This is a genomic window from Ligilactobacillus apodemi DSM 16634 = JCM 16172 (assembly GCF_001434405.1).
Classification (GTDB): domain Bacteria; phylum Bacillota; class Bacilli; order Lactobacillales; family Lactobacillaceae; genus Ligilactobacillus; species Ligilactobacillus apodemi.
In genome coordinates this window covers 19,964-42,864 of the sequence record NZ_AZFT01000031.1, presented here as the reverse complement: position 1 = coordinate 42,864, position 22,901 = coordinate 19,964, and the positions used below count along the sequence as shown (strand labels likewise).

20 protein-coding genes and 1 other RNA gene are annotated in these 22,901 nt (G+C 37.9%); 14 read left to right on the top strand and 7 right to left on the bottom strand.

Going from position 1 to position 22,901, the window contains the following annotated elements:
* The first annotated feature begins 10 nt into the window (after positions 1–10).
* The 9 genes from FC32_RS02815 (at position 11) to FC32_RS02775 (ending at position 10,602) form a co-directional block, all read left to right on the top strand.
* Complete coding sequence (locus FC32_RS02815) at positions 11–2,443, top strand: glycogen/starch/alpha-glucan phosphorylase (protein ID WP_025087611.1); 2,433 nt, start codon at positions 11–13, stop codon at positions 2,441–2,443.
* Positions 2,427–4,244 carry a glycoside hydrolase family 13 protein gene (locus FC32_RS02810; RefSeq protein ID WP_025087612.1) on the top strand — a complete coding sequence of 606 codons (1,818 nt, stop codon included), beginning with the start codon at positions 2,427–2,429 and terminating at the stop codon, positions 4,242–4,244. The genes FC32_RS02815 and FC32_RS02810 overlap by 17 nt, the downstream gene beginning before the upstream one ends.
* A 225-nt stretch (positions 4,245–4,469) precedes the next feature.
* Positions 4,470–5,366, top strand: coding sequence for a phosphate ABC transporter substrate-binding protein PstS family protein (locus FC32_RS02805; RefSeq protein WP_025087613.1), 897 nt, complete (start codon positions 4,470–4,472; stop codon positions 5,364–5,366).
* Positions 5,353–6,270: a phosphate ABC transporter permease subunit PstC gene (gene pstC, locus FC32_RS02800; protein WP_025087614.1), complete on the top strand. Its 918-nt coding sequence runs from the start codon at positions 5,353–5,355 to the stop codon at positions 6,268–6,270. The genes FC32_RS02805 and pstC overlap by 14 nt, the downstream gene beginning before the upstream one ends.
* Positions 6,271–6,273: 3 nt before the next feature.
* Positions 6,274–7,161: a phosphate ABC transporter permease PstA gene (pstA, locus tag FC32_RS02795; protein ID WP_025087615.1), complete on the top strand. Its 888-nt coding sequence runs from the start codon at positions 6,274–6,276 to the stop codon at positions 7,159–7,161.
* Positions 7,162–7,177: 16 nt separating this feature from the next.
* Entirely contained in the window at positions 7,178–7,987 is an 810-nt protein-coding gene (pstB, locus tag FC32_RS02790) for a phosphate ABC transporter ATP-binding protein PstB (RefSeq protein ID WP_025087616.1), read from the top strand.
* A gap of 15 nt (positions 7,988–8,002) precedes the next feature.
* Positions 8,003–8,764 carry a phosphate ABC transporter ATP-binding protein PstB gene (gene pstB, locus FC32_RS02785; protein WP_025087617.1) on the top strand — a complete coding sequence of 254 codons (762 nt, stop codon included), beginning with the start codon at positions 8,003–8,005 and terminating at the stop codon, positions 8,762–8,764.
* Between the two features lie 29 nt (positions 8,765–8,793).
* Complete coding sequence (gene phoU / locus FC32_RS02780) at positions 8,794–9,459, top strand: phosphate signaling complex protein PhoU (RefSeq protein WP_025087618.1); 666 nt, start codon at positions 8,794–8,796, stop codon at positions 9,457–9,459.
* A 276-nt stretch (positions 9,460–9,735) separates the two neighbouring features.
* A complete protein-coding gene (locus FC32_RS02775; protein WP_025087619.1) occupies positions 9,736–10,602 on the top strand; it encodes a class II fructose-bisphosphate aldolase in 867 nt (288 codons plus the stop codon).
* 37 nt (positions 10,603–10,639) lie between these two features.
* On the opposite strand, the gene FC32_RS02770 is transcribed toward FC32_RS02775, so the two are convergent.
* A complete protein-coding gene (locus FC32_RS02770; protein WP_025087620.1) occupies positions 10,640–11,158 on the bottom strand; it encodes a DUF1836 domain-containing protein in 519 nt (172 codons plus the stop codon).
* A gap of 219 nt (positions 11,159–11,377) precedes the next feature.
* Between FC32_RS02770 and trhA the strand changes: the two genes are divergently transcribed.
* Positions 11,378–12,004, top strand: coding sequence for a PAQR family membrane homeostasis protein TrhA (gene trhA, locus FC32_RS02765; RefSeq protein ID WP_025087621.1), 627 nt, complete (start codon positions 11,378–11,380; stop codon positions 12,002–12,004).
* A gap of 125 nt (positions 12,005–12,129) precedes the next feature.
* Complete coding sequence (locus tag FC32_RS02760; protein ID WP_025087622.1) at positions 12,130–12,474, top strand: ArsR/SmtB family transcription factor; 345 nt, start codon at positions 12,130–12,132, stop codon at positions 12,472–12,474.
* A gap of 135 nt (positions 12,475–12,609) precedes the next feature.
* Here FC32_RS02760 and FC32_RS02755 read toward each other — a convergent pair whose 3' ends face one another.
* Genes FC32_RS02755 through trpX form a run of 3 tightly spaced genes read right to left on the bottom strand, consistent with a single transcriptional unit; the run spans position 12,610 to position 15,244 of the window.
* The gene (locus FC32_RS02755; RefSeq protein WP_025087623.1) at positions 12,610–13,365 is read right to left on the bottom strand and encodes an ABC transporter ATP-binding protein; all 756 of its coding nucleotides are present in this window, start codon (positions 13,363–13,365) and stop codon (positions 12,610–12,612) included.
* Entirely contained in the window at positions 13,362–14,258 is an 897-nt protein-coding gene (locus tag FC32_RS02750) for an ABC transporter permease (RefSeq protein ID WP_025087624.1), read from the bottom strand. The genes FC32_RS02755 and FC32_RS02750 overlap by 4 nt, the downstream gene beginning before the upstream one ends.
* Positions 14,255–15,244, bottom strand: a complete 990-nt coding sequence (gene trpX, locus FC32_RS02745) for a tryptophan ABC transporter substrate-binding protein (RefSeq protein ID WP_025087625.1) — start codon at positions 15,242–15,244, stop codon at positions 14,255–14,257. Before trpX ends, FC32_RS02750 begins: the two co-directional genes overlap by 4 nt.
* Before the next feature lie 384 nt (positions 15,245–15,628).
* On the opposite strand from trpX, the gene ssrA reads away from it, so the two are divergent.
* Positions 15,629–15,995, top strand: a transfer-messenger RNA (tmRNA) gene (gene ssrA, locus FC32_RS10370).
* Between the two features lie 192 nt (positions 15,996–16,187).
* On the opposite strand, the gene FC32_RS02740 is transcribed toward ssrA, so the two are convergent.
* Complete coding sequence (locus FC32_RS02740) at positions 16,188–18,392, bottom strand: LTA synthase family protein (protein WP_025087626.1); 2,205 nt, start codon at positions 18,390–18,392, stop codon at positions 16,188–16,190.
* A 383-nt stretch (positions 18,393–18,775) separates the two neighbouring features.
* Here FC32_RS02740 and FC32_RS02735 point away from each other — a divergent pair, with 383 nt between their 5' ends.
* A complete protein-coding gene (locus FC32_RS02735; protein ID WP_025087627.1) occupies positions 18,776–19,636 on the top strand; it encodes a GRP family sugar transporter in 861 nt (286 codons plus the stop codon).
* 169 nt (positions 19,637–19,805) lie between these two features.
* Positions 19,806–21,158: a glucose-6-phosphate isomerase gene (locus FC32_RS02730; protein WP_025087628.1), complete on the top strand. Its 1,353-nt coding sequence runs from the start codon at positions 19,806–19,808 to the stop codon at positions 21,156–21,158.
* 50 nt (positions 21,159–21,208) lie between these two features.
* Here the strand turns inward: FC32_RS02730 and FC32_RS02725 are convergent, their stop codons facing one another.
* Positions 21,209–21,916 (bottom strand): CPBP family intramembrane glutamic endopeptidase, encoded by a 708-nt coding sequence (locus FC32_RS02725; protein ID WP_025087629.1) that lies wholly within the window; start codon positions 21,914–21,916, stop codon positions 21,209–21,211.
* Positions 21,917–21,990: 74 nt separating this feature from the next.
* Positions 21,991–22,728, bottom strand: coding sequence for an MIP/aquaporin family protein (locus tag FC32_RS02720; RefSeq protein WP_056957251.1), 738 nt, complete (start codon positions 22,726–22,728; stop codon positions 21,991–21,993).
* Positions 22,729–22,901: the final 173 nt, after the last annotated feature.

Here is a 22,901-nt window from a genome sequence, read left to right as displayed (position 1 = left end):
ACATCATATTATGAAGATGACAAAGGAAAATTTTATTCATGAGTTTAAAAAACGATTAGGGGAAAGGTATGCTTTAGATGTTAAAGATGCAGCGCCGATCGAACTCTATCAAACACTCGTTGCCGTGGTGAAATCAGGCTATTCTGATATTTGGCGTAAAACTTGGAAGAGCTACGTAAAAAATGATCAAAAGCAAGTGTATTATTTTTCAATCGAATTTTTACCAGGTCGCTTGTTGAAAAGTAACTTACTTAACATGGGTTGGTACGATGTGGTTGAAGCCGGCTTAAAGGATATGGGGCTAGATTTAGACCAAATTTCAGAAACTGAAGTCGATATGGCTTTAGGAAATGGTGGTTTAGGTCGCCTTGCCTCTTGTTTCATGGATTCTTTAGCGTCAGAAGGATTACCAGGAAATGGTAATGGTATCAGATATAAGTATGGTCTTTTTAAACAAAAATTTGTTGATGGCTATCAGATCGAGTTACCAAATGAATGGTTGACCGATGGTAATAACTGGTCGGTTGCACGGACAAGTAAAGCAGTTGACGTGTTAATGGGCGGACAAGTTCATTTGCATGATAATGGCAAATACTATGAAGTAACGTATGAAGGTGCCGACTTGATCAAGGCTGTTCCATATGATACTGGAATCGTAGGCTATCATAACGATCATGTTAATACGATGCGTTTATGGGATGCACAAATTCCAGCTTCAGAAGAGATCAATTATCCAACGATCGAGGATCGCCGGCGTGTGGAAGATCTGACATCTGTACTATATCCCGATGATTCTAACTATGAAGGACGGATCTTGCGCTTAAAACAAGAATACTTCTTTACTTCAGCTGGGATTCAAAGTATTATTCGCCATTATAAGAAATATGATCGTCCTTTGACTGAAATAAGCGATCATATTGCGATCCATATCAATGATACTCATCCCGCCATGTGTGTGGCAGAATTTATGCGCATCTTGCTTGATGAAGAACATTTAGACTGGGATGTTGCGTGGAAACAAACGGTTCAAACAATGAGTTATACGAACCATACGATCATGGCAGAAGCTTTGGAAAAATGGCCAGTTGACATGTTGGCGACTGTTCAACCACGGATCTTGCAAATTATCGAAGAGATCGATCGCCGCTATGTTGAAGAACTTACGGGCAAAAAAGATGAAGATTTCATTGAAAGAACGCGCATCATCAAAGATGGTATGGTCAAGATGGCACACTTAGCGATCATTGGTTCGCATAGTACTAATGGGGTCGCTAAATTGCATACTGAACTCTTAGAAAATGATGTTTTGCATGATTTTTATGAACTCTACCCAGAACGTTTTAATAACAAGACCAATGGGATCGCGATCCGGCGGTGGTTACAAGTTGCCAATCCAACTCTTTCAAAGACGATCGACCAAACGATCGGAACTAAATGGCGTTTTGACTCAAAAGAATTACATCAGTTAGCTAAATATGATGATGATCAAGCTTTACTTGAAAAAATTGGAGCTGCTAAACGCTTCAATAAAGTTCGGTTGGCTAAAGTTATTAAAGAGCAAACTGGGATTGAAGTTTCTCCCGATGCACTTTTTGATGTTCAAATCAAGCGTCTGCACGCCTATAAGCGTCAATTGTTGAATTTGTTACACATTGTAAAATTATATTTGGATCTAAAAGAAGATCCTAACAGCCAACAAGTTCCACGGGTCTTTATTTTCGGGGCTAAAGCAGCGCCAAGTTACCATTATGCTAAATCAATCATCAAGTGTATCAATGAAGTGGCTAATTTAGTCAATAATGATCCAACGATCGAAGGTAAATTAAAAGTTGTTTTCCTTGAAAATTATGGAGTATCTTTGGCTGAAAAGATCATTCCTGCTGCTGATGTTAGTGAACAGATCTCAACTGCCACAAAAGAAGCTTCGGGGACGTCAAACATGAAATTGATGTTAAACGGTGCTTTGACGGTTGCCACACTAGATGGTGCTAACATTGAGATCAAAGACTATGTTGGTGATGATAATATCTTTATCTTTGGGTTAACTAAAGATGAAGTGCTTGCTTATGAAACTAACCACCAATATCGGGCTGCTGATTATTATGAAAATGATCCAGTACTTCACCGGATCCTAGATGCCTTTGTTGACGGGACGATTCCAAATATTGAAGTCGAAGGCCATGAGATCTATGATTCTTTATTACGAGCAAATGATGAATATTTTGTTTTACGTGATTTTGCAGGTTATGTGGCCACACAAGAACGTGTTAGCCAAACATACCTAGATCAAGCCAAATGGAACAAGATGTGCTTGTTAAATATTGCCAATGCCGGATATTTTTCCGCTGATGATACCGTTGAAAAGTATGCGACTGATATTTGGCAGATCAAACCTAATGTAGAGGTGCAAAAAGGAGCTATCGACGATGTATATCCATTTTGATTCTTGGCATGAAAAACATAAAAAACCATTTGGTGCAGTAAAAGTTGATACTGCCGTTCAATTTATGTTTGAGGCCTACGATGTAGATCTAACTAGTTTAGAACTCTATGTTTACGCCGATGGTGAGTTGGTGCCAGAGATCATCAAAATGGAAAATAGAGGTTTTGGAAGGTATTACGCCCAATTTACCCCTAAAAAAAGCGGACTTTATTTCTATTACTTTAAGTTGGTTATGCGTCAAAATGAACAAGAACTAGTTAAATATTATTGTGCTACTAATGGGGGACAAGGCCAATTGCTCAGTGATCCTGACTTATTAGCACAAAATTCATATCAATTGACTTGTTATGAAAAAGCCGTTTCTGCACCTAAGTGGTATCAGGAAGGGATTGCTTATCAGATTTTTCCTGACCGTTTCTATAATGGCAATCCAGAAGGCAAGATCCAAGGTAAAAAAGAAAATACCTTTATCTACGCCACCACTAAAGATCTACCAATGTATATTCGCAATAAAGATAGTAGTATTGCACGTTGGGATTTTTATGGTGGAAATTTACAAGGAATCAAACAAAAGATTCCTTATTTAAAAGAATTGGGCGTTTCAGTTATTTACCTAAATCCGATTTTTGAGGCGGCAAGTAATCATCGCTATGATACGAGTGATTATTTAAAAATCGATCCAATGTTAGGGGCAGAAGAAGATTTTAAAGAGTTACTGGACGCGTTGCACCAGGAAAATATTGCTGTGATCTTAGATGGGGTCTTTTCTCATGTGGGACGTAATAGTAAATATTTTAACCAAGACGGCACATACGGTGAAAACGTCGGTGCTGCTCGCAACAAAGAAAGTAAATATTATCCGTGGTTTAGTTTTGAACATTATCCGGATAAGTATCGCAGCTGGTGGGGCAATCCCGATCTGCCCGTTGTTGATAAGAATAATCCGACTTATCAACAATTCATTTATGGTCAAAAAAATAGTGTGTTAGCCAAGTGGAATACGTTCGGTGTTGATGGTTGGCGCTTAGATGTGGCTGATGAATTGACCGATGAGTTTATTAAAAGTATTCGTAAAAACTTAGCACACTATTCACAGCGAATCTTACTAGGTGAAGTTTGGGAAGATGCTTCTAATAAAATTGCGTACAGTAAGCGCCGGCACTATGTCAATGGTGATGAACTTGATGGTGTAATGAATTATCCCGTGAGAAAAGCGGTCCTAGATCTCTTATTAAAACGGTGTTCAGTTGAACAAGTTACCGCTGAGTTGATGAGTTTGCGCGAAAACTATCCGCTAGAGTTTTATTTAAACTCACTTAATAATATTGGTACCCACGATACTAAACGGATCTTAAGTGAAGTCAACGGTGAAATAACAAAGGTCAAACGCGCCTTTGATTTACTCTTTATGTTTCCCGGAGTACCGTGTATCTATTACGGTGATGAAGCTGGTGTCGCTGGGCAAAAAGATCCGGATAATCGCCGTTTTTATCCTTGGGGTAGAGAAAATCAAGAATTATTGGCTTATGTTAAAGCTGGTGTTGCTAAGCGAAAACAACAAAAAGTTATGATCAAAGGTGAATTGACCCTACTAGCTGGGGAAGATTTCTTTGCGATCGCGCGCTATCAAGACGATAAATACATGATTTATTTGTTGAATGCAGCTGCTAAAGAGCAAGTGTTTTATGCGGATGAACTCGCACAATTTCATGATGAATTAAATCTTCGGGCTGAAATGACTAAATTAAATGGTAAAAAATTTGCTCCTTGGGAAGGGGTATATCTTAACAATTACAGCTAAATAGCGCTAAAATAAGTGTTGTGAAACTAACTATTAGTTTTGCAACACTATTTTTATTAGCAAGGGGAAATATTTATCGGTAAGGAGGTCTTAAAATTACAGGATAAATTAGTTATAAAAATTGAAACATTTACAAACTCTTTACATAACGACCCACGTGTCTTTACAAACAAAGCATACAATTAAAGATGCAATAAACGCTAATAGATATGAGGAGAAAGTAGCATGAAAAAAGCAATTATTAGTTTTGCGACTTTATTTTTAGCAGTTTTTATTTTGGCGGGATGTTCACAAAAAACAAGTAGTAAACAAAATATTACGATCGTTGGTTCGACCGCCTTGCAGCCAATGGTTGAAATGGCTGCTGAAGAATACCAACAGGATAATTCTGGTGTTAGTATCACGGTTCAAGGTGGTGGTTCTGGGACTGGTTTGAGTCAAGTACAAGCTGGTGCAGTAACGATCGGTAACTCTGACGTTTTTGCTAGTGAATTACCTGGGATCAAAGCAAGTGAATTAGTTGACCACACGGTAGCTGTTTTAGGATTAGCGCCAGTAGCTAATAAAGACGTTGGGGTTAAGTCATTAACAATGGAACAATTACGTGACATCTTTGCAGGAAAATATACTAATTGGAAACAATTAGGCGGAAAAAATCAAAAGATCGTGGTGATCAATCGGGCACAAGGTAGTGGTACTCGTATTGCTTTTGAAAATAACGTCATGAATGGACAAAAAATGGTGAAAGCCCAAGAACAAGAATCAAACGGTACAGTACAACGTATGGTGATCAGTACACCAGGTGCGATCAGTTATCTTTCATTTTCCTATATCAATAAAGATATGACTGCTTTGAAAGTTGATGGTGTTAGCCCAACAGTAGATAATGTTAAGGATAATTCTTGGAAGATCTGGGCCTATGAACATATGTATACGAAAGGAAAACCAGACAAAGCAACCCAACGTTTCTTAGACTATATGTTTTCAGATGTAGTGCAAGACAATTTAGTTAAAGCTTTAGGTTATATTCCGATCAGTCAAATGAAAGTTCAAAAGAATGAAAAAAATCAAGTGACACCAATTACGACTACGGGAAAGGAACAAACAAATGGATCCAATTAGAGAAAAAATTTTAAAACCATCAAAAGAAACGCGACAAGATATCCTTGGCAAAACTTTAAGCTATGCTAGTATCTTTTTGATCGTTGCAGTTGTATTGGCAATTTTCTTATTTGTTGCTTCTAAAGGGATCGCAACCTTTACGGAAAACAAGGCCAGCTTAGTAGAATTTTTGACCGGAACCGAATGGAACCCTGGTGCTAACGGCCCAAATGGTAAACCGTTAGTCGGGGCTTTACCAATGATCTTAGGTTCATTTGGCGTAACATTTTTAGCAGCTTTATTTGCAACACCATTTGCGATCGGGACAGCTCTTTATATGACAGAACTTTCTTCGAAGCGTAGCCAAAAATTCATGCAAAGCGTAATCGAATTATTGGTAGGTATTCCATCGGTTGTTTATGGTTTTATTGGTTTGACCGTCGTAGTTCCGTTTGTCCGTGATCATTTTGGTGGCTCGGGTTACGGGATCTTATCAGGTTCATTTGTTTTGTTCGTAATGGTCTTACCAACGATCACTTCAATGACTGTTGATAGTTTACGGGCAGTACCTAAATATTATAAATCAGCTTCTTTAGCATTAGGTGCTACTGAATGGCAAACGATCTATCGCGTCCTTTTACGCGCAGCAATGCCTGGAATCATGACTGCGATCGTTTTTGGGATGGCGCGTGCGTTTGGTGAAGCATTAGCCGTTCAAATGGTTATCGGTAATGCAACTTTACTACCAGAAAGTCTCTTATCGCCAGCTTCAACGTTAACAAGTGTCTTAACAATGGGGATCGGTAATACAGTTATGGGAACAGTTTCCAACAACGCTTTATGGTCATTGGCACTTATCTTATTATTAATGTCATTAGTTTTCAACCTTGCAGTACGCTTTATCAGCCGGAAAGGAAAGATGTAATTTATGAATACAAAAAAAGTAAATAAACTAGCCTTAGCGGTGATCAAGTTGATTGCAGCTGTTGTCGTCGTAATTTTAGCCTTTCTTTTGGGTAAGATCTTACTTAGTGGTCTCCCACATGTTTCATGGCACTTCTTAACGACGCCATCACGTTCCTTTACCGCTGGTGGTGGGATCGGGATCCAGCTGTTTAATTCGTTTTATTTATTGATCTTGACGTTATTGATCTCTTTTCCACTTTCACTTGGTGCAGGGATCTATTTAGCAGAATATGCCCCTAAAAATCGGGTGACTGAAGGGGTCAGAATGGCGATCGAAGTCTTGAGTTCATTACCTTCTGTTGTCGTTGGTCTGTTTGGTTTCTTGCTCTTTGTTGTCCAATTTAAGATGGGCTTTTCGATCATTTCTGGTGCGATCGCCTTAACGTTTTTCAACCTACCACTCTTAACTCGTAACGTGGAAGACTCGTTAAATAACGTACCTAAGTTACAAAGAGAAGCAGGTTTGGCATTAGGCCTTTCTAAATGGCATACTGTGACCAAGATCATTTTGCCAGAAGCATTACCAGGAATTTTAACAGGGATCGTTTTATGTGCAGGGCGTGTCTTTGGTGAAGCTGCAGCTTTGATCTATACTGCCGGACAAAGTGCAACTAACATTGATTTTTCAAACTGGAATCCATTTGACGAATCCAGTCCGCTAAATCTTTTCCGCCCAGCAGAAACGCTCGCGGTGCACATTTGGAAGATCAATTCAGAAGGGATCATGCCCGATGCAGAACAGATCTCAGCTGGCGCTTCAGCTGTGTTGATCGTTGCAGTATTGATCTTTAATCTCTCCGCACGCTATTTAGGTAATCGTCTCTACAAGCGTTTGACAGCAAGTAAATAAAGAAGGATGTAAGAATATGAAAGCAGGTAAATACGATTTAAATGATACTTCTATCATGAACTTTGACAAGCAAAAACAAGAAATCGCGCTGTCAACGCATGATCTACAAGTGTATTATGGCAATAAGCATGCTTTTTATGATGGAAATCTGCAATTTGAACGCTATAAGATCACAGCCTTGATCGGTGCATCCGGTTCAGGGAAATCAACTTTTCTGCGTTCGTTAAACCGCATGAACGATGACGTCGCTACAGTGACCGGTGAGATCATGTACCGGGGAATAGATATCAATTCTAAAAAAATCAATCTCTATGAAATGAGAAAACAAATCGGCATGGTTTTCCAACGCCCAAATCCGTTTTCTAAATCAATTAAAGAAAATATTACTTTTGCTTTGAAAGAAAATGGGATCAAAGATAAGCAAAAATTAGACGAGATCGTTGAGAAAAGTTTGCGAGGCGCTGCACTTTGGGATGAAGTAAAAGATGATTTAAATAAAAGTGCTTTGGCCTTATCAGGTGGGCAACAACAACGCTTATGTATTGCAAGAGCGATCGCGATGGGACCAGATATCTTATTAATGGACGAACCATGTAGCGCCCTTGACCCGATCTCGACTTTAAAAGTTGAAGAAACAATGCACGAATTGAAGAAAAAATATACGATCATTATCGTGACACATAACATGCAACAAGCTTCACGTGTTAGTGATTATACTGCATTTTTCCACATGGGACACGTGATCGAATACGGCAAAACAAAAGATATTTTTACCAATCCAAAGATCCAAGCAACAGAAGATTATGTTTCAGGAAACTTTGGCTAATAAAGAGGAAGTTAAATGGAAAAAGAAAAAATTATCACAAGTCAAAATGTTCACCTTTATTATGGTGAAAAAGAAGCTTTAAAAGGAATCGACCTTGACTTCCCTAAAAATGGGATCCATGCGTTGATCGGCCCATCTGGTTGTGGCAAGTCGACTTACTTGCGTTGTTTAAACCGGATGAATGATTTGATCGATAATGTTAAAATTACAGGAGCGATCAAATTAGATGATGAAGATATTTATAGTCCTAAAATGGACACCGTTGAATTGCGTAAAAGAGTAGGGATGGTTTTTCAACAACCAAATCCATTTCCTTTTTCAATTTACGAAAATGTCGTTTACGGGTTGCGCATCGCTGGGGTCAAAGATAAAAACTTACTTGATGAACGGGTGGAAACTAGTTTAAAACAAGCCGCTGTTTGGGATGACGTTAAAGATGATCTTCACAAGAGTGCGCTTGCGTTATCCGGTGGGCAACAACAACGTGTTTGTATCGCACGGGTTTTAGCCGTAAAACCAGAAGTTATTTTGCTTGATGAACCTACGAGCGCCCTTGATCCAGTCTCAAGTAATAAAGTTGAGGAAATGTTATTGACGTTAAAAAATGAATATACTTGTATCATTGTAACGCATAATATGCAACAAGCTTCGCGGATCTCTGATACAACTTCATTTTTCCTAAACGGTAATTTGATCGAAACTGGACCAACAAAACAAATTTTTGTAAATCCAACGAAAAAAGAAACAGATGACTACTTGAGTGGTCGTTTTGGGTAGATTATGCACATATTAGAGGAGGATATTATATGCAACGACACATTGACACACAGATCCAAGCGTTACGCCAAGAATTTATTACCATGGGCTTAGAAGTTAAGGCTTCGCTTGAAAAAGCGATCCAAGCGGTCAAAGAAGATGACCAAGTTGCGGCTAAAGAAGTGATCGAACATGATGAAATCATTAACGGTCATGAAATTCATTTAGAAAAAAAGACGGCTCAAATCATTGCGCTTCAAAGTCCAGTTGCAGGTGACTTGCGGGAGACGATCTCGATTTTAAAGGCAAGTTCTGATTTAGAACGTTTGGCAGATCATGCAGTGAGCATTGCCAAAAGTGTCTTGCTATTAAAAGAAGAATACCGTGATGAACAGATCGATGCGATGATCGGTCAAATGGGGAATAATGTTTTAGAAATGTTGAGTAGCATTTTGAAAGCTTATACCGAAGTTGATGATAAGTTAGCGGTTCAAATTGCGGCTAAAGATACTGGTAATGATGAATTATATCTTAAGATTCGGGAACGTACACTTTCATTGATCAAGAGTAAACCTAAATTTATCAGTGAAGGAATCGATTATCTCCAAATTGCTAATCATTTAGAACGTTCTGGTGATTACATCACTAATATTGCTGAATGGATCGTTTACACTAAAAAAGGTAAGATCACAGAATTAGGGCGTAACGATCTCTAAAATAGCGTTAAGGATATTTAAGCAACAGAATCAAATTTTTGTTGCTTTTTTTAGCTAACTTGTTATACTTAACTGGTCAGGATGTTTAGGGAATGCCACTACATTAGTTAATGTAGTGGTTTTTTTAGTTTAATCATGGTGGCAATTTGGCAGAGCTAGAATAAGGATATTTAAATGAAATCAGAAAAAGAGTACGCTTTATTAAGTAAATGTGTTAGAATGTAAGTGTACTCAAATGTGAGTAATTTTACTGTAAAATCTTTAGGAGGCTGTTTTATGTCATTCGTAAACGGTAGTGAAATTTTTTCTGCAGCTCGCAAGGGCCATTATGCAGTAGGTGCTTTTAACACAAATAACTTGGAATGGACACGTGCTATTCTTAAGGGCGCTCAAGAAAAGAACGTACCTGTATTGATCCAAGTATCAATGGGTGCTGCTAAGTACATGGGTGGTTACAAATTAGTTCGTGACTTAGTTGCAAGCGAAATGGAAGCAATGAACATCACTGTTCCAGTTGTTATGCACTTAGACCATGGTAACTACGAAGCTGCTAAGGAATGTATCGAAGCAGGTTTCTCATCTGTTATGTTTGATGGCCATGACTTACCATTCGAAGAAAACTTGGCTAAGACAAAAGAAATCGTTGAATTAGCACATGCTAAAGGTATTTCTGTTGAAGCTGAAGTTGGTTCTATCGGTGGTGAAGAAGACGGTGTTGTTGGTGCCGGTGAATTAGCTGACGTTGAAGAAGCAAAACAAATTGCTGCACTTGGCGTTGACTACTTAGCTTGCGGTATCGGTAACATCCACGGTCAATACCCAGAAAACTGGAAGGGTCTTAACTTTGACCGTTTGAAGGAATTAGCAGACGCTATGCCAGATATGCCATTAGTATTGCACGGTGGTTCTGGTATCCCTCAAGAACAAGTTGTTAAAGCTATCTCAATGGGTGTTTCCAAGCTTAACATCAACACAGAATGCCAAATCGCATTTGCTGAAGCAACACGCAAATACATCGAAGAAGGCAAGGATCAACAAGGTAAAGGTTACGATCCTCGTAAACTTCTTGCACCTGGTACACAAGCTATCACAGATACAGTTGAAGAAATCATCGACTGGATCGGTACACCAGAAGCTAAATAATCTAAAGATTAGTAAAAGAGCTCTAGGAGAATTTTTCCTAGAGCTTTTTTGTTTGCGTTAGCGAATAGTCCAATAAGTTTTCGCCGAGCAGTTTGTAGATAACTGCATTGATAATAAGGTATTTAGTCAAAGTATTTAGTGAGCGCGTATTAGGCGTAGGGGGAAGTTGAGAGTTCGCGATACTTTTGAGTGTTTCGTTAAATAAGTTCGCAAAACCATTGTAGGATTCTTTGGGCGAAAATTCATGAAGTAATTCAGCATTATAACTTTTTACCGTATCCAAGGAATAAACCGATTTAAGGAGACTGATCACTAGCAGTTCGGCTAAATGCTGTGCATTATATTTCTTTTTTTGTGGTCGTGACATTAAGCCCTTTTTAACATAGCTATTGACCATAGAAGCGGTTATTTTGGTTTCAAGTAGACCATTTAAGTAGCGATTCCCTAGGCTAACAAGTTGATCCATGTATAATTCAAGATCAGGAAATTCTTCCCATAGTGGTAGGGATTTGCTAGCAAAACGATCTAATTGTTTTTTGATATTAATTTTTTCCATATATTTTACCTTTGTTAAAAAATATTAGTTGGTGTTTAGGGGATATCAACTTATGCGTTCCCATTATACTCTTTGCCCTTAAAAGATGCAAAAGCACTTGAGATACTTGTTGGCTTGAAGCTTAATAATAATCATCTAGACTCCAAACCTAGATTACATTGACTTAGTGTTATTTAAAGTGTAAACTTAGACTAGATATTTAATTAAGAGGTGAGAAACATGGAGCGAAGAAAACAAGTAATTAATGAAATTTGGAGTGCGATCACTCATGGATTAGGGATCGCTTTAAGCATTTTGTTATTGATTTTACTAATCTTAAAAGGAGTCGCAAGTCAAAATACGGTAGATTTAGTTGCTTATTCGATCTATGGTAGTTCGTTAGTTATGCTGTATCTAGCTTCAACGTTATTTCACTGTTTTTACTTTACCAGAGTGCGCCGCCTGTTTCAGGCCTTTGATCATTCGAGTATTTATTTGTTGATCGCAGGAACGTACATGCCCTATTGTTTGATTGGAATCAAGGGACGGTATGGTTGGTATCTATGGTTAGCGATCGCTGCGTTAATGCTTTTTGGTGTTTTATACCATAATTTTGCTAAACCACGCTACCAAATCGTCGAAACGATAATTTGCGTTTTAGCAGGATGGTTGTGTGTCTTTTGCTTTAAACCACTTTTTGTGGCTTTAGGATTACCCGGGTTATTGTTGTTACTGGCTGGTGGTGTAGCTTTTACCCTTGGAGCCGTAATTTATAGTTTGAAGATGAGTTATGCGCATGTTTACTGGCATCTAGTCGTTATTTTAGGATCAGGCTTAATGTTTTGTTCAATTTATTTTTATTTATAAAATAATTAAAAGTAAGTAGTGTAAAATATTTTTACTTTTTTAAGTGTAAGCGGTTGCGTTTGGCACAATTAAATGGTACGCTTATTTTGGAGGGAGTGTTTCAAAAAGAAAGGAGAGTGATACCTATGCCGACGGTTCCATTGACCATAGAGCAAAAAGGTGCATTAGAAGATTTTACTAACGAATTTGAAACGATGAATGCGTTAGCTGACCGTAATCGTCAGAAAATCATTTTGTTATTGAGTGAGCGATTACAAGAAGGAATGACTGTCACTGAAATTACCCAAATGATGGCCATAACCCAACCTGCTGTATCGCATCACCTTAAAATTTTACGGGAAGCTGGTTTAGTGTCCTTTAAAAAAGAAGGACTACAAAGCTTTTATCGTGTAACCTTGGACGAACCTTTAAAACGTCTAGAAGTGGTTATTCATAATTTGTTGTTAAAACTTAATCCTGAAGAAAATTAATTATAGAAATTTTTTTAGATGTTTGCACAATCAGCCCATCAATGCAAACGTTTGAAGAAAGTTTTTTATATTAAAAGCAAATAAACGCCAAAGAAATCATTAGTTTCTTTGGCGTTTATTGTTATTTGCAGTAATTTAATTGGCAAAATAAGTTAGAATCTTTTCTTCCGTCAAATGTTCCTTATCACGGGTATCAAGGACTACTTGTCCTTCGTTTAAGATAATGACCCGATTGCCATATCGTAAAGCATCTTGTAAACGGTGTGTGATCATGAGACAAGTTAAGTTTTCTTTAGTTACCACATCATTGGTCAATTTTAATAGTTGACTACTGGTGTTGGGATCTAAGGCGGCGGTATGTTCATCTAACAGTAAGATATCAGGTTTAGTGATCGTTGCCATTAAAAAGCTTAAGGTTTGACGTTGGCCCCCAGAAAGATTACCAGTAAATGTATGCAATCTTTCGGAAAGATTATTGGGCAATTGCGCGGTCAGCTCTTCAAATTCGGCTAAATGTGACCGAAGATTGCGTAAGCGTAGTCTGCGTTTTTGGCCACGTTTTAAAGCTAATAAAAGATTTTCCGCTACGGTCATTCGTGGTGCGGTACCAACTTTTGGATCTTGAAAAACCTGGGAAATATAAGTTGCGCGTTTTACTTCTGAAAGATTAGTTAAGTCTTTGTCGCCTAAGATAACTTTTCCCATTGTTGGTTTTAGTGAGCCATTGATCACATTTAGTAAAGTGGACTTACCAGCACCATTGGTACCTAGCAAAGTGACGAAATCTCCAGCTTCGAGCGTTAGCGAAAGATTTTTAAGAATTTGTTTTTCTTCACTAGTCCCTGGATTAACTAGTGTGGTGATATTTTTCAGTTCAAGGGCAGGTTTCATGGCTTTTGAACTCCTTTCTTTAAAATTTTTGCAAGACTAAATTTCCGTTCTAATAGTGGTAGCATGAGACATAAAGCTAAGATCAAGGATGCAAGTAGCTTAAAGTCGTTTGAGCTAAAGCCAAGTTTCAAAACGATCAATAAGACAAAACGATAGAAGATACTACCTAAGATAACCGCAACCAAACGGGCAGTTAAACTTAATTCACCGTACGCAACCTCGCCAATAATGATCGCTGCTAGTCCGATAACGATCGTTCCGACCCCCATGTTGACATCAGCATAACCGTCATTTTGTGCGATCAAGCCACCACAAAGGCCAATCAATCCGTTAGAGATCATTAAGCCTAAAATTTCCATGTTATCGGTATTGATCCCTAATGCACGAGCCATTAAAGGATTGTCCCCCGTAGCAATATAGGCTTGACCTAGATCAGTATTTAAGAAAAGTGCCAAGAAAAAGATGATCACGCTGACTAAGATCAAACCTAAAACTACGGAAGGAAAGTTTGTTGGTAAAGATTTCATAAATGAAGAAGTGAGTAATGTTTTTTCATTTAATAACCCGACCGTAGCTTTACCTAAAACGTGTAAATTGATCGAATAGATCCCTGTCATGACTAAGATCCCAGCCAGTAAGATCGGAATTTTTCCTTTGGTATAAAGCAGACCAGTAGTCAGACCGGTCAAAAGCCCAGCAACAAAGGACATTACCGTCGCTAAAATCGGCGAAACACCATTAGTGATCAGGGCAACGCAGACACAAGCACCAAAAGGAAATGTACCTTCAACCGTCATATCAGGAAATTTTAGGATTCTAAAGGTGAGAAAAAGGCCAAGACCTAAAAGACCCCAGAGTAAACCTTGACCGATAGCAGAAACGATTAGATTCATTTGATAACAACTCCTTTTTTAGTAGCTTCTTTAAGTAGTGAGCTTGGGATCGTAATGCCCAATTTTTTAGCTTGTTTTTGGTTCAAGTAAATAGTACCGTTTTTTGGATATCTAACGGCCATTGTTGCTGGTGACTTACCATTTAAGATCTCAGCCGCCATTTGACCAGTCATTTTTCCTAATTCATATTGACTAACACTAACTGTGGCAAGTCCCCCTTGTTGTGTCATTTCTGAAGTTGAAGGGAAGATCGGAATATTATATTGGTTAGCATTCTTTAAAACCGTTTGGAAACCAGAGGCGACTGTATTATCGTTTGGAATATAGATCGCTTGGACGGCGCTTGCCATTGTAGCTGAAACTTGTGCAATATCGTTAGTTGAAGTAACAGTATAATCTTTGACAGTGATACCAGCTTTTTTAGCTAGTTTAGTAAATTCTTTGACTTCGCTAGCAGAAGAATCGTCGCTAGAAGTGTGAAGTACACCAATTGTTGTCACATTTGGCATGAGCTGTTTGATCAATTTGACTTGGCGATCGATCGGTTCTTTGTGCATAACCCCGGTTATATTTCCGCCGGGATGTGAGAGACTTTTTACTAAGCCGGCACCGACTGGGTCACTGATCGCGCCCATGACGATCGGGGTCGTACTTGTCACATTTGCTAAGGATTGGGCAGCAGCAGTAGCGATCCCGATCATGACCGCAGCATTTTCGTCTTTAAATTTTTGACTCATCGACTTTAGATTACTTTGATCATTTTGAGCATTTTGAAAATCAATTTTAACTGTCTTGCCATTAACGTAGCCATTTTCTTTTAACCCAGCAATAATTCCGCGATGAATTTCATCTAAAGCAGGGTGAGAAGTGAGTTGTAGGATACCTACTGTTGGGATCGACGATTTTTTAGAGCTTGACGTCGAATGAAAAAAAGCAAAGACTAGAAAAGCAAATAAAATAATAATAGTGCTGATCAAGCGTTTCATAAGATAAACTCCTTTTTAATAATTTTTTTGTTCGTGTCTAGTAGTGGTTCCACTAAAAAAGCACTCCCTACGAATTGCAGGAAGTGCTTTAGAAATAGTTCCCGCATGGTGAAAGCTTAGAATTTAAGTTATCCATGCGAGTTATATAAAGAGAACCAGCACAGATACGAACGTTTCGTACGGTCGCATCTGTGATACAGAAGCAACCCAGTGCTAGCTTTGCCAACGAGTGATTGTAAGTTGCAATAATGTATTACTCATGGTTCTCTTCCTTTCCGTTTTAGTATAGTTGAATTTTACTATAGCAAAAATGAGTTGTCAATTAGAAAAATTGCATTTTGCTTTTCTAAAATAGGTGTGCTAAAATTAACCCGTAGTCAACTTGGGGATGTTTAGGATTCGACAGGTATAGGTCGGGCTTGAGTTGCGCTTAGTAGGTTGCGACTACTATAAAACGCTCAGTTTAAATTATAACTGCAAAAAATAATAACAATTCTTACGCTTTAGCTGCCTAGTCAGCATTGCGTAGATCCGTGCGGTATCGTCTGTGTGCCGGTTACGGGTCCTATATTAGCAGACTACGCTTAAAGTTTTAGCCTGAAATTTTAAGAAGAGACTTTTAGGCTAGTTATTGATGTTAGCCCTGTTATACGGCGGAATCAATAATGAAGTTCAAATAGTATAACTATGAGCGTAGATACTTGAGTTACGATATGCTTGGACGCGGGTTCGATCCCCGCCATCTCCATATTAGGGGCTTATTTATCAAGGGGTTCAGCCGTTTTAGTCCCCCAAATAGCCCACAAGAGTGAAAAACTTTACTGTGATCAAGGTTTGATCACAGTAAAGTTTTTTTATTTTTGCACTAAAATTGTAAATTAATGACACCAAAAAAGCTTATGCTTAACATTTAGCTAGTGTTAGGCATAAGCTTTTAGTATTTTTATTCAGTTGTTGTCGCACTAGAAGAAGTTGTCTCTTCGGTCGTGGTCTCACTGGTTGAAGTTTGCGCAGCTGAATCTTCGGTGGTCGATTCGTCAGTTGAAGAACTACTGCTTGACGATGAATCAGTTCCAGTTAATTCAGGGGCATCAGATTGGTATTTATCGACCGTTGTTTTGCCACCATTTTGTGACCACAGACTAGTTGAGCGGTTCTTCAATTTAGCTTGGATCTTATTTAGTTGCTCAACTTCATTTTTATAGTTGAACTCACGCGGATCGACCGGGGTGAAATCACTTGGAACATAGAACCTCAAGAGGTTTTTGTTATTAAGCGAATCCGAAAGCGAAAGCGATTGGGTCACATGTTCACGTGCTTTTTTGATCTCGGCTTTTACTTTCTTAGAAGGGTGCGTTACGACATTTCCCGTACTATTTTCATAGATCGTACTACCGACCACGGTATAATTTGGCGTGATAAAGTTTTCGTTTCTAAATGCTACGGTCTGGTTATGATCTTTAGAGAACAGATCAGAGCCAAAAAGGAGATATTTCTTAGAATCAATTCCTAATAGGTGAAGTAAGGTTGGCATAACATCGATCTCACCACCGTAAGTATCTGAGATCCCACCATTTTCTTGACCTGGAATATGGATCATAAATGGCACCCGTTGCATTTGTACATTATCATAATCGCTCCAAGTAGATGAAGATTTACCTAATAACGAAGCGAGTTTGAGATTTCGGGAATTTGAGATACCATAGTGATCACCATATAAAACGATCACAGAATTTTCATAAAGCCCCGAAGCTTTTAAGTAGTCAAAGAATTCTTTAACGGCTTGATCGAGATAATGAGCCGTGACAAAGTAATTATCGACGGAACTATCACCTGTATTAGCAGCTTCAAAAGATTTATTTTGTTCATCAAGCGTGAACGGGAAGTGATTTGAAACAGTAATAAACTTAGCATAAAACGGTTGTTGTAATTTTTCTAAGTATTTTACCGAGTCATGGAAAAGTAATTTATCCTTTAAGCCATATTCGGTCAAATTGTTTGAATCTTGATTATAGTAGCTAGCATCGAAGAAATACTGATAACCAAAGTTTTTATAAACTTTATCCCGGTTCCAAAATGAAGCTGAGTTACCGTGGAAAACGGCGGAAGAATAATTCAAACTTTGGCCTAGGATCGCGGGCATTGCTTCAAAAGTATTATCAGTCCCTAAAGTTGAGAATAAAGATCCTTGAGAAAGTCCAAAAGTACCAGTTTCTAGCATTGTTTCCGCATCAGAAGTTTTCCCTTGACCTACTTGGTTGAAGAAATTAGAAAACGAATATGTTTCTTTACCATGATATAAGCTGTTTAAAAAGGGAGTAACTTCTTGACCGTTCAATTTAAAATCAATCAAAAATTGTTGGAAACTTTCTAAGTGGATCACGATAACATTTTTATTTTTAGCGATCCCAAACATTTTGCTATTAGGTGCAGCATAATTTTTTTGCGTAAATTCAATGATCTTGTTTAAATCAGAACCCGTTGCTTTGGAACGAGTTTGGCTAGTTTTAGCGGTTTTTAAGCCGTCATAAACGGTGAAAGTATCGATCCCAAGATATTTGACTAAATAATTTCGGTCAAAGGTCCGCGTCAATAGTTGGGGACGATCGATTTCACCTAGTGTGATATTTAATAGCAAAAACATCAAAGAAAATGATGTCATAGCAACAGCTTGTTTTTTAGGAATAGCACGTTTATCTAATTTTATCTGCCGTGTTAAAAGTAACAATAAGACAATAACGATATCGGCTACCATTAAAATATCTTGGGGTTTTAAGAGCGAAAAAGAACTTCCACTTAAGCCTTGAGATACCGAGGAATAACCTAAAATAACGTTCATAGTCATAAAATCAGTGAATTCACGATAATAGATCACACTCGTAAATAAGAGCGCGGTATTAGCAATATAGAGTAGTAATAAACACAAATAAGCTGGAATTGTTCTACGTATGTAAAGAGCAATGCTAAAAAGCAAAAGCGTAGTTGCGATCGGGTTGATCAATAAGACAAAATATTGATAGATCCCACTAACTCCAAGGTTAAAATCTATCAAATAGACGATGATAGTTTTCAACCAAAATAGAAACGCAACTAGGGCAAAAAAGCCCCAGCGCGTGTTGATAAAATCTCGTAACTTTGTCCAGTTCACGGGCGTAAACCGTCCTTTCAAATCAAATTAATTCACATATCACTTAATTCTAAACCAGTTCAATCCCAAGCGTCAATTTTTCCTAGAGATTTTAGTAAATATTAAGGTCTCGGAGCAAAGAAAATAACTCTGAAAACTTTTTCAAATATTAGAAATTTAATTATGGTTTATTTTAAATGAGTTAAATTGTGAGTGCGTAATAATAGGCTAAATCACTATTTTTAATTATGTATTGGTGAAAAAACTCATGAAAATCCTTTGTAAACAACCAAATTATAATATTTAATCTAAATTTGTTCTTGTAATGGTTTGCACAAAACTGATAAAATATTAACTTGCATAAGAAAAATTAAAAGAATTGATCAGAAATGAGGTAATTAAGTATGTGGATTGCTCTAGTCCCTGTGCTTGCATGGGGTAGTGTTGGATTAATTAGTGGTAAGCTTGGTGGTAGTGCCAATCAACAAACACTCGGGATGACCTGGGGTGCGTTATTATTTGCTATCATTACAACCTTAGTTTCACCAGCTAACTTTTTAGCACATAATAATATGAAACTATGGATCGCTGGTATTTTATCAGGTTTGTTTTGGAGTTTGGGTCAAAACCAACAATTCCATGCAATGAAAGCCGTTGGTATTTCAAAGGCTGTGCCGATCTCTACTGGGGCACAATTGGTTACTAACGCTTTAGCTGGGGTGATCTTATTCCACGAATGGACGACCGGACGTCAATTGACATTAGGGACAATTGCCTTAGTTATTTTAGTAGTTGGTTCAGGTCTAACAGCTTTACGTGATAAATCAGCAGTTGTTGGCGAACAAAGTGAAGACTGGAAGCGTGGGACGACCGCACTTACCTTGTCAACAATTGGTTATTTAGGCTATACCGTAGTTGTTAACTTATTAAATGTGAATGCACAAGCAATGGTTTTACCACAAGCAATCGGGATGGTAGCAGGTGCTTCTGTCTTTGCATTAGGTAAAGATGCCTTTAAGAAGGGAACATTTAAAAATATCATTACTGGTTTAGTTTGGGGTACTGGTAACTTGTGCATGTTCCAAGCAACGGCTGCGATCGGTTTAGCGATCAGTTTTTCACTTTCACAAACTGGTATCGTTATTTCGACATTTGGCTCGATCTTATTATTGGGCGAACACAAGACAAAACGCGAAATGGTTTACATCACGATCGGTTCTTTATTGGTTATCGTCGGTGGTGTAATGCTAGGTTTATTAAAATAATTTTTAAAGGGAGTTATCGCTGGGTAACTCCTTTTAAATTAAGATTTTTCTCTGATTATTAAGTGTTTTTAAGGGTAAATCTTAATTTATGTTACATTTTGACTTTAAAAATCTGTATTATATAGTATAATTAGTGCAGTAGATAAAAGTAAAAGGAGAGCGTGTAGTAATGGCACATATTAAATTTGATAGTTCCAACTTGAAAGATTTTGTTCATGAAAATGAATTAAATGAAATGCAAGCGATGGTAAATGCAGCAGATGATCAACTTCGTCAAGGTACAGGTGCTGGAGCTGATTTCCGTGGTTGGCTCGATTTACCAGTTGATTATGATAAAGAAGAATTTGATCGTATCAAAAAGGCAGCTAAGAAAATCCAAGAAGATTCTGAGATCTTAGTTGTGATCGGTATTGGTGGTTCGTACTTAGGTGCACGTGCCGCAATTGAATTCTTACAAAATACTTTCTACAACTTGCTTCCAGCAGAAGAACGCAAAACACCACAAATTTTCTTTGCTGGTAATTCAATTTCTGGCTCTTATGTGCATGATTTAGTTGAACTTATCGGGGATCGTGACTTCTCTGTGAATGTTATTTCTAAATCTGGTACAACAACGGAACCATCAATTGCTTTCCGAATCTTCAAAGAAAAATTAGTTGAAAAATATGGTGAAGAAGGCGCTAAGAAGCGGATTTACGCTACAACTGACCGCGAACGTGGTGCATTGAAGACGGAAGCTGATGCTGAAGGTTACGAAACATTTGTTATCCCTGATGATGTTGGGGGTCGTTTCTCAGTCTTGACACCAGTTGGTTTATTACCAATTGCTGTTTCTGGGGCTGATATTGATGCTTTGATGCAAGGTGCTGCTGATGCTCGTGCTGAATATACAGACAAAGATTTAGCTAAAAACGAAGCTTACCAATATGCAGCTTTACGCAATATTTTATATCGTAAAGGCTACACAACTGAAATTCTTGCAAACTATGAACCTACTTTGCAATACTTCTCAGAATGGTGGAAGCAATTGATGGGTGAATCTGAAGGTAAAGATCAAAAAGGTATCTACCCATCTTCAGCTAACTTTACAACTGACTTACACTCCTTAGGTCAATACATCCAAGAAGGTCGTCGTAACTTGATGGAAACGATTATTCACGTGAATAAACCAACACATGATACTGTTATTCCTAAGGAAGAAGAAGATTTGGATGGTTTAGCATATCTTGAAGGTAAGACGATGAACTATGTTAACGATCGTGCCATGGAAGGTGTTGTTTTAGCCCACACTGATGGTGGCGTACCTAACATGATCGTTGATATTCCAGATCAAAGTGCTTATACATTAGGTTACATGATCTATTTCTTTGAAATTGCAGTAGGTATTTCTGGTTACTTAAATGGCATCAACCCATTCAACCAACCAGGTGTTGAAGCATACAAGAAGAACATGTTTGCTTTACTTGGTCGCCCAGGTTTTGAAGAATTAACAAAAGAATTAAATGCACGCTTAGATAAATAATAAAAGTGCAAAAAATAGGCTAGTTGCAAGAACTAGCCTATTTTTTTATGCTATTTCATTAACTGTGAAAGACTTGAAATTAGTAATGCGATTGCAGGTAAAAGATTGTTTAAGAAATGGATCGTGATACTTACTAAAATGTTATTTGTTTTACGGTAACTATAAGCTAAGATCCAACCAATGGAGCAATATAAAAGTGGGACTAAATAATTATCACCTGCGTGGACATGGATCAAGCCAAAAACAAGTCCACTAAAAAATATCGCGCACCAAGCGTAATTTTTAAAGAAGTAACTCATAAAGATCCCACGAAAAAGCAGTTCTTCACAGATCGGTGCCATGATCGCAGTCATAAAGGCCATCATAAAGGCGACGGAAACGGAGAGTGAAAACATTTTGCTGATAGCTGCGTCATTTTGCGTTGCCGAGCTAGTTGGAAGCAGCAACATATAGACGTACTTTAAGCCGTATAGTGCAAAAAAACTAGTTGCGATCATAATGACATCTTGATGAGTAAATTTCTTTAAGTGCCTAGCTTGGGGAGCAAATTTTGTATATTGCCAAATTAAACAAAAGAGCACTAACGCATAACTGGTGAGAAAAAAGCCCCACATTGCTAAATTGGGATGTGAGAAGTTTGTGGGCAAATATTTTGGTAGTAATAATGAAAATTGTGGCAGCAAGATCAACACTAGGAGTAAAAGAAATTTTAGAATGCGCCACAAGTAAGTAAGACTAAGCGTTAAGCTACGTTTCATGGATTTTCCCCCTTTTGAGAAACTTAAGTAAATAAAAAAGGCCGACGTCAGGACGTCAAACCTTAACAATAGTATTATAAGCCGAAAATAGCTTTGTATAAAAGTGTTGCGCATGCACCAGCAGCAAATGGTGCTACAACTGGAATCCAAGCATAGTTCCATTGAGAAGAACCTTTGTGCTTAAGTGGCATCAAGGCGTGAACTAGACGTGGTCCAAAGTCACGTGCGGGGTTAAGCGCAGGACCAGTAGGACCACCAAATGAGGTAACAATAACCATTACCAAAAGACCGATACCGATAAAACCGGCACCTTGGTTTCCATGACCAAAAATAGGTGAATGTGTAATAGCTAATGCACTAAATACTAACGTGAATGTTCCAAAAAATTCGTTGATGAAACCATTCGAACGACTTTTAGTAGCATCGATCGTAGAAAATGTAGCTAAAACAGCTTCTGGATCAGTTGTCATATCGTAGTGAGGTTTGAAACATGCAACTACGACTAATTGACCGACGATCGCACCTAATAATTGAACGCTTATGTAAGGTAAAACTTCACTCCATGGGAAATCTCCAGCCAAGGCAAGACCTAAAGTAAATGCCGGATTGATGTGGTTACCAGAGATGCTACCAAACATCAAGGCTGGGATCATAACGGCAAAACCATAACCAATAGAAATAATGATCCAACCACTATGATGACCCTTTGTTCCGTTTAATTCAACGTTTGCAACCGAACCATTACCAAGGATGATCATTAATGCTGTACCGAAGAATTCAGCTGCCAAACGAGAGTGTAATGCAAAATCCATTTTTTCCTCCTAAAAATATATATAATAAATAACACACTCATATAACTATAAGCATTGAAGTTGCTAGTGTCAATAGGGTTTAACAATATTTTCCGAGTAAGTTCGGTCCTTAATTATTAAAAGTTTTTAATTGTGAAATGTACTTAAAAACAACAAAATAAATATCGTGAAAA

Coding starts and splice junctions, on each gene's coding strand:
- FC32_RS02815 (WP_025087611.1), top strand. CDS start 11: ATGAAGATGACAAAGGAAAATTTTATTCATGAGTTTAAAAAACGATTA.
- FC32_RS02810 (WP_025087612.1), top strand. CDS start 2,427: ATGTATATCCATTTTGATTCTTGGCATGAAAAACATAAAAAACCATTT.
- FC32_RS02805 (WP_025087613.1), top strand. CDS start 4,470: ATGAAAAAAGCAATTATTAGTTTTGCGACTTTATTTTTAGCAGTTTTT.
- pstC (WP_025087614.1), top strand. CDS start 5,353: ATGGATCCAATTAGAGAAAAAATTTTAAAACCATCAAAAGAAACGCGA.
- pstA (WP_025087615.1), top strand. CDS start 6,274: ATGAATACAAAAAAAGTAAATAAACTAGCCTTAGCGGTGATCAAGTTG.
- pstB (WP_025087616.1), top strand. CDS start 7,178: ATGAAAGCAGGTAAATACGATTTAAATGATACTTCTATCATGAACTTT.
- pstB (WP_025087617.1), top strand. CDS start 8,003: ATGGAAAAAGAAAAAATTATCACAAGTCAAAATGTTCACCTTTATTAT.
- phoU (WP_025087618.1), top strand. CDS start 8,794: ATGCAACGACACATTGACACACAGATCCAAGCGTTACGCCAAGAATTT.
- FC32_RS02775 (WP_025087619.1), top strand. CDS start 9,736: ATGTCATTCGTAAACGGTAGTGAAATTTTTTCTGCAGCTCGCAAGGGC.
- FC32_RS02770 (WP_025087620.1), bottom strand. CDS start 11,158: ATGGAAAAAATTAATATCAAAAAACAATTAGATCGTTTTGCTAGCAAA.
- trhA (WP_025087621.1), top strand. CDS start 11,378: ATGGAGCGAAGAAAACAAGTAATTAATGAAATTTGGAGTGCGATCACT.
- FC32_RS02760 (WP_025087622.1), top strand. CDS start 12,130: ATGCCGACGGTTCCATTGACCATAGAGCAAAAAGGTGCATTAGAAGAT.
- FC32_RS02755 (WP_025087623.1), bottom strand. CDS start 13,365: ATGAAACCTGCCCTTGAACTGAAAAATATCACCACACTAGTTAATCCA.
- FC32_RS02750 (WP_025087624.1), bottom strand. CDS start 14,258: ATGAATCTAATCGTTTCTGCTATCGGTCAAGGTTTACTCTGGGGTCTT.
- trpX (WP_025087625.1), bottom strand. CDS start 15,244: ATGAAACGCTTGATCAGCACTATTATTATTTTATTTGCTTTTCTAGTC.
- FC32_RS02735 (WP_025087627.1), top strand. CDS start 18,776: ATGTGGATTGCTCTAGTCCCTGTGCTTGCATGGGGTAGTGTTGGATTA.
- FC32_RS02730 (WP_025087628.1), top strand. CDS start 19,806: ATGGCACATATTAAATTTGATAGTTCCAACTTGAAAGATTTTGTTCAT.
- FC32_RS02725 (WP_025087629.1), bottom strand. CDS start 21,916: ATGAAACGTAGCTTAACGCTTAGTCTTACTTACTTGTGGCGCATTCTA.
- FC32_RS02720 (WP_056957251.1), bottom strand. CDS start 22,728: ATGGATTTTGCATTACACTCTCGTTTGGCAGCTGAATTCTTCGGTACA.